The organism is Aeromonas sp. R6-2, assembly GCF_040908155.1.
In the GTDB taxonomy this organism is placed as follows: domain Bacteria; phylum Pseudomonadota; class Gammaproteobacteria; order Enterobacterales; family Aeromonadaceae; genus Aeromonas; species Aeromonas schubertii.
Map to the genome: position 1 here is coordinate 34441 of NZ_JBFODE010000030.1, position 12373 is coordinate 46813.

The following is a 12373-nucleotide window of genomic DNA, read 5'->3' on the forward strand; positions in this document are numbered from 1 at the left end:
ATCTTGTCGTTGCTTCATACAAAAGAGGCGGCACTGGGCCACCTCTGCTGCAGGGCGTCAGGCGCCTTGGTCTCGCTTACTCCTGGGGGACCACCTTGCCGATGTAGGGCAGGTTGCGATAACGCTGGGCATAATCGATGCCGCAGCCGACCACAAACTCATCGGGGATGGCGAAGCCGACCCATTCGACCGGCACCTGTACCTCACGACGGGAGGGCTTGTCGAGCAGGGTGCTGATGGTCAGCGACTTGGGCTCGCGCAGGGAGAGGATCTCGCGCACCTTGCTCAGGGTATAACCGGTGTCGATGATGTCCTCGACGATCAGCACATCCTTGCCCTTGATGTCGTCATCCAGGTCTTTGAGGATGCGTACATCCCGGCTGCTGTGCATGCTGGAGCCATAGCTGGAGGCGGTCATAAAGTCGAGACTCACCGGCAGTTCGATATGGCGGCAGAGATCGGCCAAAAAGACGCAGGAGCCGCGCAGCAGACCCACCAGCACCAGCTCGTCGGTATCCTGATAGTGTTCGGTGATGGCCTTGCCCAGCTCGACGATACGGGCCTGGACTTCGCTCTCGGGGATCATCACCTCAACGGTATGTTTCATGTTTCACTCCAACCGTGTCATGTCCCTGACATGACGCTTCACGACTCGAAAGTGGGCAATTGTAACATCTGTCGCCAGTCTCGTCAGGCACATCACTCTTTAACCGGATTAATTTAGTTGGTAAAGTGCTCAGTGATCACAGGCTGAGTCGGCAACGACAGATTCACACAACCATAAGTCCAATAAAAGAAACGACAATATGATGGAACCACGCGCAGAAATCAGACGGCGCACCCGGCTTTCGCCGGAGGCTCGCCGTTCCCAACTCATGGAATGTGCCATTGAAGTGTTCTCCCGCCGCGGGATCGGTCGGGCCGGACACGCCGAGATAGCCGAAGAGGCCAAGGTGTCAGTGGCAACCGTCTTTAACTACTTCAATACCCGCGAAGAGCTGGTTGACGAGGTACTCGGCGAGGTCGAGGCCTTCATTCGTCAACTCATGACCGAAGCCTATGGCGACCACCACCCCATCTGCGACAGCATACGTCGCCATGTGGAGCTGTTTGTCAACGTGGCTTACGAGCGCCCCGACCACGCCAACATCTGGCTGGAGTGGAGCTCCTCCGTCCGCGACGAGGTGTGGCCGCGCTATGTCAAGCTGCTGGACGAGATCCTCGAACACATTACTCCCCGTCTGCAGAAGGCCCTCGATCGCGGTGAGATCGAGAGTGAGCTCAGTGCGCTGGCCCTGGCCCGCATCCTGACCAGCTTTGGCTACCTGATGATGCAGATGGTCAACGCCCCCGAGCGCCCCCTGCGCAGTGAGGTCGTTGAAACCGTTTACCAATATGTCACTGCCCCCCTGAAACAGGGCGCAGCCCAGGCCCTTGCCCTGGCCTGAATAAAGCGGTGAATCGCAGGTGATCGGAGTGAAGGCGACCCATGGTCGCCTTCACTCTTTCTGGCCAGACTCACTCCTGCTGAGTCGGCAGTTGATGGGCAATACCGGCATGGCAGTCGATGCAGGACTCGCCACGCTCCGCCATCCCCTGGTGGCGCCTGGCTGCCGATCGGGATTGATTGGCCAGATCCATGCGAGTGGGATCGTGGCAATAGCGGCAGTTGCGCGAGTCGCTCTCCCGAAACTCTGCCGTCGAGATGGCCGCCAACCTGGCCCTGTGCTCCCGCTCGAAGTTGTCCGGGGTGATCTCTCCCCTGAGCCGGAGATAGATGTCCTTGGTAGCACGGATCTTGAGCCACAACTTGGGTAACAGCTCACGCGGCACATGACAGTCACTACAGGTGGCGGCCACCACCCCCTTGGTATTGTGGAAGTGGGGCGAGGCCTGATACTCCGCCACTATGCTATCCATCCCCTGGTGGCAGCGATAACAAAACCCGTTGCTGTTGGTGTAACCCAACACACCGTGAAACCCCGCCAGGGCCGCCCCCCCCAGAACAAACGCCAGCACACCGCCGAGCGGGATGCCCAGGCACCAACGGGCAGCGGGCGTGGCCCACAGACGACGCCACAGGGTCGGTTTGTCGCTCACCACCACCTCCTCATTGCAAGCTGGCGTAGTATTCGGCCAGCGCCTCCAGATCGGCCTCGCTCATGGCGGCGAGCGCCTTGTTCATGCTCTTGTCCACATCGCGCTTGCCCTGCCGGAACTCGTGGAGGGAGTAGAGCATGTACCCCTTCATCTGCCCCCCCAACAGGGAAGACTCATCGGCCGGATTACGCCCTCCTCCCGTGTGGCACTTCTCACATTTGGCCTGATGCAGAGCCTTGCCCACCGCCGCCCTGGCACTATCGAAGGGCTGCTTGGCCGGCATGAAGGGGAGCGCGGCATAATAATCTGCCAGGGCGTCGATCTGTGCCTCGGAGAGGCCCTTCATCACCTCGGTCATATCGCCGCTCTTGCCCGTCTCTCCCGACACATGATTGACCCGCTTGGCCGGCCGCCCCTCCAGATAGGTGCGCATCTGATCGCCGAGGTTAACGGCGGGCAGCCCGGCAATGGTCGGGATTTCCTGGGAGAGGCTCACCCCTTTGGGGCCATGACAGGCATCGCATCCCTTGGCCACATCCTCCACCGAGGCCTGCGCCACGCCCCCGCCTATCGCACCGAGCAATAACACCATTCCAATTGCCTCTTTCATCTGTCGTCACTCCCCAAGAACCGTTTACCCGCTCACAAAATCAGCTTTATTGACATCATTGTGAGCATAGCCGAGCGCAAATCACCTACCTTTCTAATGGGTAAGGTCGTGAGATGGCGCACAGTTAACCGCCATTAAAGAAGCAAGAAAAAAACACTTTTGAGCAGTTTCATAAGGAATGGAGCCGGACTGATACCGGACCTGCATCAAAGGAAAATAATATGAGACTCTGGAATGCAGTGATGGCCACCCTGTTGGTCATGGGAGTGGTGGCGTGCGGTGGTGGCGGTGATAGCGACAAGAATACGCCTCCCCCCACAGGCAAGCCCGGTGTCACTATCTCTTCCCCTCGTTACGATGCCCAAAGCCGCAGCCTGACGGTTGAATTCACCGTCATGGACAGCCAGGGACGCCCCATCACAGGGCTCACCCCCTCCTTCACCCTGGCCCAGCTTATCGAGGAGGAGCAGGGACGCGCCGGCACCATCATTCGCTGGCAGAGCCTGCTGAACCGGAGCCGCAACCGCCCGGCCGACAGCGCCTCCAGCATCCCCTCGGTGATCCAGCCCACCACCAACCCGGCCGCTAACGGGACTCTGACCGACCACGGTGAAGGTCGCTACAGCTACCTCATCAAGCAGGTCCCCTACGGCACCGACACCGATCCGGTCAATGGTCAGCCCCTGCAGTTTGTCACAAGTCGTACCACCCGACTCGGGATCCAGCTCGCCGCCACCGACAGTTCCGATATCAGCAATCCCACCTACGACTGGGTGCCTGACGGTGGCCCCCTGAGCAGCCGCACCATGGTTGAGACCAAGACCTGCAACAACTGCCACGACAAGCTGGCCCTGCACGGCGGCGGCCGGGTCGAAGTCTCCTTCTGCGTCACCTGCCACAATCAGGGCAACACCGGCTATGGCCGCAGCTTCGTCAACAAGGTTGAGCAAAACGAGCTGAGCCTCGATTTTCGGGTCATGCTGCACAAGATCCACCGGGGCAAGGACCTGCCCCAGATCGAAGCCACCGACGGCGGCCAGTACATGGTCTATGGTTTTCGCGACGCCAAGCACCTCTATGGGGCCAATGATGGCGGCACCCTCTCCGGGGTGCATTTCCCGCAAGATCTGCGCAACTGCTCCACCTGTCATGACGACAGCAACAGCAAAACCCCCGAAGCCAACCACTGGTTCAGCGTCCCCAGCACACAGACATGTGGCTCCTGTCATGAGGATCACAGCGCCAACCACTTCAGCTCCACCGAGTTTTACTGCGCCAACTGTCACGGCCCCAACCCGACCTTGCGCCAGGCCTCGGTGAAGGTGATGCACGAGGGACGAGTGGCCTCACTGCAAGCGGGTAGGGATACCCTGCAGATGACCATGGAGAGCGCTCGCTACCAGGCACCGAATGTGCTGGTCGAGGTGCGCCTGCGCCGGGATGGGGTGGGCGTCAACAGCCTGGGCGAATTGTTGCCCTATCTGAACACAGGCAAGGCCTATGTGCTGGTCAACTGGGACAATGGCCAGGGAGATGCCATCAGCTACTCCGAGAACCGTATCGACATGGCCAGTGGCTGTGTCGCCCAGGGCGATGGCCTCTTCCTGTGTCAAAAGAGCATGACCCAGGTGCCGGCAGACAATGCCGTGCTGGTGGTAGCCAATGCCGAGATGGCCCTGTGCGCCGATCGCAAGGCGCTGGAAAATGGCAAGCCGGCCAGCCTGGCCCAGTGCAGCTCCCTGGTGGATCGCTCAGGCAATCCGGAAGATGCCGACCTGCACACCATCGCCGCCAATGTGGCCCATGGGGCCTTCGATCTCGGGGGCAGCCCGGTCTCGTATCAGGAGCCGGTCGGAGTCAACCGTGCCAATTGCAACAGCTGTCACAAGGATCTGACGGTGCACGAGCGCAATCACAACGCCAAAGATTTCGTGCAGTGTTCCAGCTGCCACAACGCCACCCGGGCCGCCTTCTATGCCGGCTTCCCGGCCGACCTCAAGTACCACGTCCACTCCTTCCACGCCATGGGCTCGCACAGGGATGGGGAGTCCCGCTTCCCCGGTGTCATCAACAACTGTGAGAACTGCCACACCCAGGCCCAATACAACCTGCCCAACCAGCAAAACCCCAGACCCTCGCTGGCGACGACCACGGCAGACAACAAGAACCCCAAATACTTCAGTCCCACCCTGGTGGTCTGTGCCAGCTGTCACCTCAAGTCCCCCCTCGGCCTGGTCAATCCGACCACTCCGGCCAGTGGCGATGAGTGGGCGTCGCACATGCGCAGCAACGGTGCCGTCTTTGGTGCCGACAGCGCGGCCGCAGCCAGCGGCACCGAGCAGTGTGCCAGCTGCCATGCGGTCGGCCAGGAGCAGGGGGTCGACAAGGTTCACAAGGTATACGACTACCGCGCTAACTAAAGACCGTGGCGGGGAACCCCGCCCGGTACATTGAGGGAGTCACGAGATGAGAAGGACGACGAGATGGAGCTTGGCCCTCTGTCTGCTGCTCGGAGCGATGGCGGCAGTGCAGGCGGCCGACCCCAGGGAAGAGGTTGAGGCGGTGCTCGACAAGAAGTTCGACGAGGGACACTACTCGACCAAGGGAGCCGATACCTGCCTGCGCTGCCACGATGCCGACTCGGACAAGACAGCCACCGGTATCTTTCACACGGTACACGGCAATCCGGCCAATGCCCGTGGACCCATGGGGGATCGTCAGTGCGAGGCGTGTCACGGACCGGTCGGCAATCACGCCCGCAATCCTCGCAAGGGTGAGCGCAGAGAGCCGATGATCACCTTCGGGCCCGACTCTCCCATTCCGGCCGAGAAGCAAAACAGCGTCTGCCTCTCCTGCCACACCGACACCCGGCGCATGGGATGGCACGCCAGCAGCCACGCCAGTGAGGATCTCACCTGCACCAGTTGCCACCGGCTACACCAGACCAGGGATCCCATGAACGAGAGCGCCAGCCAGACCGCCATCTGCACCGGGTGTCACGCCAAGGAGAAGGCCGATCTGCACAAGCGGTCCAGCCATCCCCTGCAAAACGGGGCCATGGCGTGCGCCAGTTGTCATAACCCGCACCAATCCATCAACCCGGCCGATCTCAAACAGCCCTCACTCAACGAGACCTGCTATGAGTGCCACGCCGAGAAGCGTGGCCCCTTCCTCTGGGAGCACCAGCCGGTCAACGAGGATTGCGCCCTCTGCCACGAGCCTCATGGGGCCATCCAGAGCGCCCTGCTCAAGAAACGGCTGCCACAACTTTGCCAGGAGTGCCACAGCGAGCCCCACGCCAACGTGGCGATCCCGGAGGGGGATCTCAAGGTGCGGGGCGGCAGTTGCCTCAACTGCCATGGACAAGTCCACGGCACCAATCACCCCAACGGCCAGAGCCTGAGACGCTGAGGAGGAGCCATGCGCCACTACACTCTCTGCCTGCCCCTGCTGACGGCCTTCGCCAGTCAGGCTGCCGATGACTACGACCTGCAACGGGCCCGGGCCACCGATACCGAACGCTGGCGCTGCAACGCATGCGAGCCCTATCAGGGCTGGCACGGCGACGTCGGGCTCGGCGTCGGCTACATGAATGATGACGGCGCCAGCCGCTTTCGCAACTGGGTTCCTACCAACTATGACCAGGGGATGCTCGGCACCCTCAACACCGACCTCCACTATCGGGGAGAGGGGAGTGAATACGGTCATATAGAGGCGACCGATCTTGGGCTGAAGCGCTTTTCCGTCGCCACCGAAGCGGGCCGCTACGACGGGCTGAGGGGGCGCCTCGAGTATCGCGAGAGCCCCTACTACTGGAACCGGGGGGTGAGCATCTATCAGGGAGAGGAAGGGGTTCTCTCGGCCGGCCCCCTCACCCCGTTTGACAAGGAGACGCTGCGAAAACAGGTCTCCCTCGGCCTGAAATTCACCCCCAAGAGCCCCTGGCAACCCCACGCCAGCCTGCGCCATGAGACCCGGCGCAGTACCCTCACCGGCTATACCAGCACCCTGCCCGGGATGGGCCCCATGCCAGGCTGGCTGCCCATCCCCCAGGATCAGAAGACGACCCTGATGGATGCGGGGGTGAGTTATCTCGCCAAGGGGTGGCTGGTCGATCTCAGTTACTACGGCACCCTCTACACCAACGAACACCAGGCCCTCTACTACGGCAGCCAGGCCAACCCCTATCTCAACGATCGCGCCTATGAGCCCGACAATGACTACCACCGCCTCACCCTCTCCGGCAGGCGCAGTTGGGATCGCCAGAGCCTCACCGGACGGGTCATGATGAGTCAGGCCACCTCCAGCGGCGGACTCAACCCCTTCGCCAACACACCGGTGACGCAGGATAACTTCAACGGACGGGTAGAGACCTGGCAGGCCGATGCGCGCTGGCTCAACCGGCTATCGCGCTCGCTCACCCTCAAGGCCAACGCCGAGCACCACGACAGGCAGGACAAGTCGGATCGCCAGGTGGTGATCGGCAAGCTGCGCCCCCCGACCGATCGCAGCCACACCAAGGGGGATCTGGGCGCCACCTACCGTCTCTCCCGCGCCATCAAGCTGGAAGGGGGTTACCTCTACCGGGGGGACCGGCGGGAAGAGGCCGATCGGCGCGAAACGGATCTGCACACCCTCTATGTGCGTGGCCGCTACCAACCCGTCGGCCCCTGGAGTGCCGGCACCAGGCTGAGCCTCAGCCGCCGCACCGGCTCCGAGTGGCTGGGGGATAGCGGCGGCACTCCGACCCTGCGCCAATATTATCTGGCCGACAGAGACAGGGCCGAGCTCAGGGGGGATCTCACCTGGCAGGTGAACGATCCCCTGACCCTCACGGCAGAGGCCTGGTGGGCCGAGGACAGTTACCCCGAACCCGATATCGGGCGCAGTCAGGACAGGGACTACGGGGTCGACCTCTCAGCCAGCTGGTCGCTGCCCGAGCAGCTCGATCTCAACCTCTTCCTCAATCAGCAGTGGATAGGATCGGATCAGCAACACGCCTACGCCTATGCCCCCGACTGGGCCCCCTACCAGACCCGGGTGCGCGACGAGATCTCCACCTTAGGGCTCGGACTCACCAAGAGGAAGGCGCTGGAGCGGGATCTCACCCTGGGGCTCGACTACAGCTACAGCTATGGACGGGGGCGCAATGAGGCCGGCGCCGGCTACGACTATCCGGACCTCACCAGTACCCTGCACCGGCTCAGCGGCTATGCCCTCTACCAGCTGGACGAGCGCCAGGCCCTGAGAGTGGATCTGCGCTATGAGCGGGTGAGCGACGAGGACTACCTCTATCTGGGGGAAGAGGCCAATCTGGGCGAATGGAACCAGCACTACGGGGGATATTTCGGCGGGGTCTCCTGGCTCTATCACTTCTGAACACAAACGAAGGGGACCAAACGGTCCCCTTCTCTTGTGGCGTCACTCATCCCGGGAGGGGGCGTAACCCCAGCGCTGGCACAGGGTGTGCGCAACCCCCAGGTGATCGAGGATGCGTGCCACCATGAAGTCCACCAGATCGTCGATGCTGCGCGGCTCATGATAAAAGCCCGGCGCGGCCGGCATGATGGTCACCCCGAGACGCGCCAGACTCAGCATGTTTTCCAGGTGGATGGCCGAAAAGGGCGTCTCGCGCGGCACCAAAATAAGCTGGCCGCGCTCCTTGATGACCACATCCGCCGCCCGCTCGATAAGATTCTCCGACGCCCCGTGGGCGATGGCCGAGACGGTGCCCATGGAGCAGGGGCAGACCACCATCTGTTTCGGCGCCGCCGAGCCGGAGGCCACCGGGGAGAACCACTCCTCCTTGCCGCAGGCGACAATCTGCCCCGTACGGGCACCGAAGTCGGCGCACAAGCGCGCCGAAAGGGCCTGGGGCGAAGCGGGCCAGTCGAGCCCCTGCTCGGTCTTGAGCACCACCCGGGCGGCGCTGCTGGCCAGCAGGTAGACCCGATAGTCGGCCTGCACCAGACACTCGAGCAGGCGCAGGGCATAGGGGGCGCCGGAGGCCCCGGTCAGGGCGAGGGTGATCGCGTTCATGCCAGACCGTGATACTCCTTGAGACGGGTGAGCAGCTTGTCGTGAATGCCACCAAAGCCGCCGTTACTCATGATGAGAATATGGTCCCCGTCGCGGCACTCGGCCACCAGACGGTTGACCAGGGTTTCCAGCTCGTTAAACACCTTGCCCGGTTTGGCCATGTGGCTGGTCACCTCCCCCAGATCCCAGCCGATGTTGGGGGGCTGGAAGAAGAACACCTCGTCGGCATCCCCAAAGCAGCCGGCCAGCTCCTCCTTGTGCACCCCGAGCTTCATGGTGTTGGAGCGCGGCTCCAGCACCGCCAGGATGCGCTCGTCGCCGACCCGGGCGCGCAGGCCGCCGAGGGTGGTGGCGATCGCGGTGGGATGATGGGCAAAGTCGTCATAGACCCGGATGCCGGCCACCTCGCCCTTGAGCTCCATGCGCCGCTTGGGGGAGTGGAACTCACACAGACCGTTGATCGCATGCTCCACCATGACCCCGGCGTGGCGGGCTGCGGCGATGGCCATCAGACCGTTGTTGACGTTGTGCTCGCCGATGCAGGACCAGTGCACCTCGCCCTGCTTCTGTCCGTCCAGCCACACCTCGAAGGCGGAGCCGTCGGCCTTGAGCTTGACCGCGCGCCAGGTGGCGTCGTCGCCCACCAGCTCGAGCTCGCTCCAGCAGCCCATCTTGTGCACGGCGGCCAGGTTCTCGTCGGCCTTGGGATAGAAGACCCGTCCGGTGCCCGGCACGATGCGCAGCAGGTGGTGGAACTGACGCTGGATGGCGGCGAGATCCGGGAAGATGTCGGCGTGGTCAAACTCCAGGTTGTTCATGATGAGGGTGCGCGGACGGTAGTGAACGAACTTGGAGCGCTTGTCGAAGAAGGCGCAGTCGTACTCGTCGGCCTCAATCACGAAGAAGGGGGCGGCGCCGAGCCGTGCCGACACCGGGAAGTTGCCCGGCACGCCACCGATGAGAAAGCCGGGCTCCAGCTTGGCGTATTCGAGCACCCAGGCCAGCATGCTGGCGGTAGTGGTCTTGCCATGGGTACCGGCGACGGCCAGCACCCAGCGATCTTTGAGCACATGCTCGAGCAGCCACTGGGGGCCGGAGACGTAGGGCAGGTTGCGGTTGAGCACATATTCCACACAGGGGTTGCCGCGGCTCATGGCGTTGCCGACCACCACCAGATCCGGCGCCGGGTCGAGCTGGGCGGGGTCATAACCTTCGATGAGCTCGATCCCCTGCTGCTCCAGCTGGGTGCTCATGGGGGGGTAGACGTTGGCGTCCGACCCGGTGACCCGGTATCCAAGCTGCTTGGCCAGCACGGCCAGGCCACCCATGAAGGTGCCGCAGATCCCGAGGATGTGAATGTGCATACCGCTTCCTTTTCGTGTCAGGTAGGGCGCCATTCTAGCAATCAGCACCCCGTTTTGGCACGGGAAGGATGGCGTGAGGCGCCTGATATGGTCATTTGAAGCGAGCTCGCTATAATGTGCCTCTGCACTTTATTTCCGCCTCAACCGTTTTAAGGAAACGTCATGAGCCTGAACCTGGTACCGGCTGGCAAGAGCCTGCCCGAAGACATCTATGTCGTCATCGAAATCCCGCAAAACGCCGACCCGATCAAGTACGAAGTCGACAAAGAGAGCGGCGCCATCTTCGTTGACCGCTTCATGGCTACCCCCATGTTCTACCCGTGCAACTACGGCTACGTAAACGGCACCCTCTCCCTGGACGGTGACCCGGTTGACGTGCTGGTGCCGACCCCCTACCCCCTGCTGGCCGGCTCCGTCATTCGCTGCCGCCCGGTTGGCGTGCTGAAGATGACCGACGAATCCGGTCAGGATGCCAAGGTCGTTGCCGTTCCCCACTCCAAGCTGACCAAGCAGTACGACCACATCCAGGATGTGAACGATCTGCCTGAGCTGCTCAAGGCCCAGATCCAGCACTTCTTCGAGCGCTACAAAGAGCTGGAAGCCGGCAAGTGGGTCAAGGTTGACGGTTGGGGCGACAAGGCCGAAGCCGAGGCCGAGATCCTCTCCTCCGTCGAGCGTTACACCAAGTAATCGCTCCCCGGACAATCACAAGGCGCCTGCGGGCGCCTTGTTGCATTGAGGCGTCAGTGCGCCGGGGGGGCGGCGGGCCGGGGCGATGACGAGCCAGGCTCACCGCGGATATAGAGCTCCTTGCCCTCCAGCTTATACTCCCGATACCACTCCCCGCCGCAGCGATAGCTGCCGTCAGCCTTGCTCACCAACTCACAGTTGACCGGCAACACCTCGAGCCACTTGAGGGCCTCCTGATGGCGCAGCCACTCCTGCCACTCATGCTCCCGGGCCAGTTGATCGCGCAGGGCAAAGGCGTCGACCTTCTCACTCCCCTTGGTCACGGTCACGCTGCCCGCCATGGCCGGCGCCACCACGGCCAACAGCAAGACCCCATATCCCCAGGTTCCCATCTTCCCTCCCGAGCCTCATCTTTTGCGAAAAAAAAGAACAGCCATTTCATCGGCTTGCATATTTTACCGACAGATTGTGTCCCATGGCCGTGCGGATTCACCTAGTAGTTAACTTATTCCCCTTGTGCATGACGTCAAGGGGTCACTACGGAGTGAACAGCCATGAAGTGGTTCCCTGTCCTGTTGACCATGACCCTTGCCCCCCTCGCCCCGGCCGAGCCCCTGACCCTGCAGTGGCAGTGGCACTCCCAGGATGGGAATCGTCATCACATCACCTTCTCCGCCGACGAGGGTGCCCTCGATGCCAGTCGCCGGGAGATGGTCACCCTGGATCGGGCCCTCAACTTTCCCCTCGAGACCCTGTTTGCCCAGATGGGAGAGAAGCTGCAGGGGACCCTGGCCGAGATCAACCGCCTCAGCCCTGAGGGTGCCGTCAAGTTTGACAATCTGGAGCAGGCCTTCGCCCTGCGCGATCAGAGCCCCCAATCGGTCATGTTCTGGCAGGCCTACCACCAATATCAGGAAGATGCCTTCTACGCCCTGCGCATCACCCCCTGCATCCACCCCACCGATCGCCGCCTGCCCTGCGTACGCCCCAACTACTCCCAACTCTTCTATCAGCTCAAGCATGCGTTGCAGCCCCTGGCCAGGCAGTTTGCGCAATCTGACACCGCCAAGACAGTGGCCCTGTTGCAGGAGTGGCTAGACTCCATCCCCAGCCCCAACGAGCAGGTGGATCACTTCGCCCCGCCCCTGCAGGCGCTGCAGCAAAACCGTGCCGACAGCGACGAGAAGGCGCTGTTGATGGCGGCTCTGCTGGCCGAGCTGCTCCCCGACTATGCCCTCTCCATCATCTATCCCGACATCAGCGTCGGCAGCGTCTCCCCCGCCTGGCTTGCCATCACGGCCGACAGCGGCCTTCAGGGGGAGACGGTACAGATCAACAGCCAGCCTCACGTGCTGCTTACCGGCTCACCCGTGCTGGTGCAACAGATGATGCTGTCGAAGATCCCCCTGGTGAGCGAGCCCCTCTACTAACCAAGAGATCCTACCACTCTCGGGGAGCTGGCATTTGCCGCTCCCCGTGGCATGCTGCGCCCCTTGCGTCCCACCGGCACCACTTAACACTTTTTAAACAGGTCGGATCAGATTAGGATACATTCGGCCCATTTCCTCGG

At 62.3% G+C, this 12373-nt stretch carries 12 protein-coding genes; 6 read left to right on the forward strand and 6 right to left on the reverse strand.

Going from position 1 to position 12373, the window contains the following annotated elements; all coding sequences use genetic code 11:
* Window positions 1-76: 76 nt before the first annotated feature.
* On the reverse strand, window positions 77-607 hold the full coding sequence (gene hpt / locus AB5Y48_RS06035; RefSeq protein ID WP_050667922.1) for a hypoxanthine phosphoribosyltransferase: 531 nt from the start codon (window positions 605-607) through the stop codon (window positions 77-79).
* A 202-nt stretch (window positions 608-809) separates the two neighbouring features.
* Here hpt and AB5Y48_RS06040 point away from each other — a divergent pair, with 202 nt between their 5' ends.
* Complete coding sequence (locus tag AB5Y48_RS06040) at window positions 810-1448, forward strand: TetR/AcrR family transcriptional regulator (RefSeq protein ID WP_050667972.1); 639 nt, start codon at window positions 810-812, stop codon at window positions 1446-1448.
* Between the two features lie 70 nt (window positions 1449-1518).
* Here AB5Y48_RS06040 and AB5Y48_RS06045 read toward each other — a convergent pair whose 3' ends face one another.
* Together AB5Y48_RS06045 and AB5Y48_RS06050 are read right to left on the reverse strand one after the other, a co-directional pair.
* A complete protein-coding gene (locus AB5Y48_RS06045) occupies window positions 1519-2100 on the reverse strand; it encodes a NapC/NirT family cytochrome c (protein ID WP_368163995.1) in 582 nt (193 codons plus the stop codon).
* A 10-nt stretch (window positions 2101-2110) separates the two neighbouring features.
* A complete protein-coding gene (locus AB5Y48_RS06050) occupies window positions 2111-2710 on the reverse strand; it encodes a c-type cytochrome (protein ID WP_050667923.1) in 600 nt (199 codons plus the stop codon).
* Window positions 2711-2931: 221 nt separating this feature from the next.
* Between AB5Y48_RS06050 and AB5Y48_RS06055 the strand changes: the two genes are divergently transcribed.
* From AB5Y48_RS06055 to AB5Y48_RS06065, 3 genes are read left to right on the forward strand one after another with little or no spacing between them, the layout of a single operon-like run.
* Window positions 2932-5130: an OmcA/MtrC family decaheme c-type cytochrome gene (locus AB5Y48_RS06055; RefSeq protein ID WP_368163996.1), complete on the forward strand. Its 2199-nt coding sequence runs from the start codon at window positions 2932-2934 to the stop codon at window positions 5128-5130.
* Window positions 5131-5176: 46 nt separating this feature from the next.
* Window positions 5177-6121, forward strand: coding sequence for a DmsE family decaheme c-type cytochrome (locus tag AB5Y48_RS06060; protein WP_368163997.1), 945 nt, complete (start codon window positions 5177-5179; stop codon window positions 6119-6121).
* 9 nt (window positions 6122-6130) lie between these two features.
* A complete protein-coding gene (locus AB5Y48_RS06065; RefSeq protein WP_368163998.1) occupies window positions 6131-8089 on the forward strand; it encodes an MtrB/PioB family decaheme-associated outer membrane protein in 1959 nt (652 codons plus the stop codon).
* A gap of 42 nt (window positions 8090-8131) precedes the next feature.
* Here the strand turns inward: AB5Y48_RS06065 and AB5Y48_RS06070 are convergent, their stop codons facing one another.
* Window positions 8132-8749, reverse strand: coding sequence for a flavin prenyltransferase UbiX (locus AB5Y48_RS06070; RefSeq protein WP_368163999.1), 618 nt, complete (start codon window positions 8747-8749; stop codon window positions 8132-8134).
* On the reverse strand, window positions 8746-10113 hold the full coding sequence (gene mpl, locus AB5Y48_RS06075; protein ID WP_050667928.1) for a UDP-N-acetylmuramate:L-alanyl-gamma-D-glutamyl-meso-diaminopimelate ligase: 1368 nt from the start codon (window positions 10111-10113) through the stop codon (window positions 8746-8748). The genes AB5Y48_RS06070 and mpl overlap by 4 nt, the downstream gene beginning before the upstream one ends.
* 162 nt (window positions 10114-10275) lie before the next feature.
* On the opposite strand from mpl, the gene ppa reads away from it, so the two are divergent.
* Window positions 10276-10803, forward strand: a complete 528-nt coding sequence (gene ppa / locus AB5Y48_RS06080; RefSeq protein ID WP_050667929.1) for an inorganic diphosphatase — start codon at window positions 10276-10278, stop codon at window positions 10801-10803.
* Between the two features lie 53 nt (window positions 10804-10856).
* On the opposite strand, the gene AB5Y48_RS06085 is transcribed toward ppa, so the two are convergent.
* Window positions 10857-11195, reverse strand: coding sequence for a hypothetical protein (locus tag AB5Y48_RS06085; RefSeq protein ID WP_368164000.1), 339 nt, complete (start codon window positions 11193-11195; stop codon window positions 10857-10859).
* A gap of 162 nt (window positions 11196-11357) precedes the next feature.
* Between AB5Y48_RS06085 and AB5Y48_RS06090 the strand changes: the two genes are divergently transcribed.
* Window positions 11358-12233 (forward strand): hypothetical protein, encoded by an 876-nt coding sequence (locus AB5Y48_RS06090; protein ID WP_050667931.1) that lies wholly within the window; start codon window positions 11358-11360, stop codon window positions 12231-12233.
* The last annotated feature ends 140 nt before the right edge of the window (window positions 12234-12373 follow it).

Excerpts from the sequence above, each read along its gene's own strand:
- ppa (WP_050667929.1), top strand. The coding sequence starts at position 10,276 with ATGAGCCTGAACCTGGTACCGGCTGGCAAGAGCCTGCCCGAAGACATC.
- AB5Y48_RS06070 (WP_368163999.1), bottom strand. The coding sequence starts at position 8,749 with ATGAACGCGATCACCCTCGCCCTGACCGGGGCCTCCGGCGCCCCCTAT.
- mpl (WP_050667928.1), bottom strand. The coding sequence starts at position 10,113 with ATGCACATTCACATCCTCGGGATCTGCGGCACCTTCATGGGTGGCCTG.
- AB5Y48_RS06065 (WP_368163998.1), top strand. The coding sequence starts at position 6,131 with ATGCGCCACTACACTCTCTGCCTGCCCCTGCTGACGGCCTTCGCCAGT.
- AB5Y48_RS06060 (WP_368163997.1), top strand. The coding sequence starts at position 5,177 with ATGAGAAGGACGACGAGATGGAGCTTGGCCCTCTGTCTGCTGCTCGGA.
- AB5Y48_RS06090 (WP_050667931.1), top strand. The coding sequence starts at position 11,358 with ATGAAGTGGTTCCCTGTCCTGTTGACCATGACCCTTGCCCCCCTCGCC.
- hpt (WP_050667922.1), bottom strand. The coding sequence starts at position 607 with ATGAAACATACCGTTGAGGTGATGATCCCCGAGAGCGAAGTCCAGGCC.
- AB5Y48_RS06050 (WP_050667923.1), bottom strand. The coding sequence starts at position 2,710 with ATGAAAGAGGCAATTGGAATGGTGTTATTGCTCGGTGCGATAGGCGGG.
- AB5Y48_RS06085 (WP_368164000.1), bottom strand. The coding sequence starts at position 11,195 with ATGGGAACCTGGGGATATGGGGTCTTGCTGTTGGCCGTGGTGGCGCCG.
- AB5Y48_RS06040 (WP_050667972.1), top strand. The coding sequence starts at position 810 with ATGGAACCACGCGCAGAAATCAGACGGCGCACCCGGCTTTCGCCGGAG.
- AB5Y48_RS06055 (WP_368163996.1), top strand. The coding sequence starts at position 2,932 with ATGAGACTCTGGAATGCAGTGATGGCCACCCTGTTGGTCATGGGAGTG.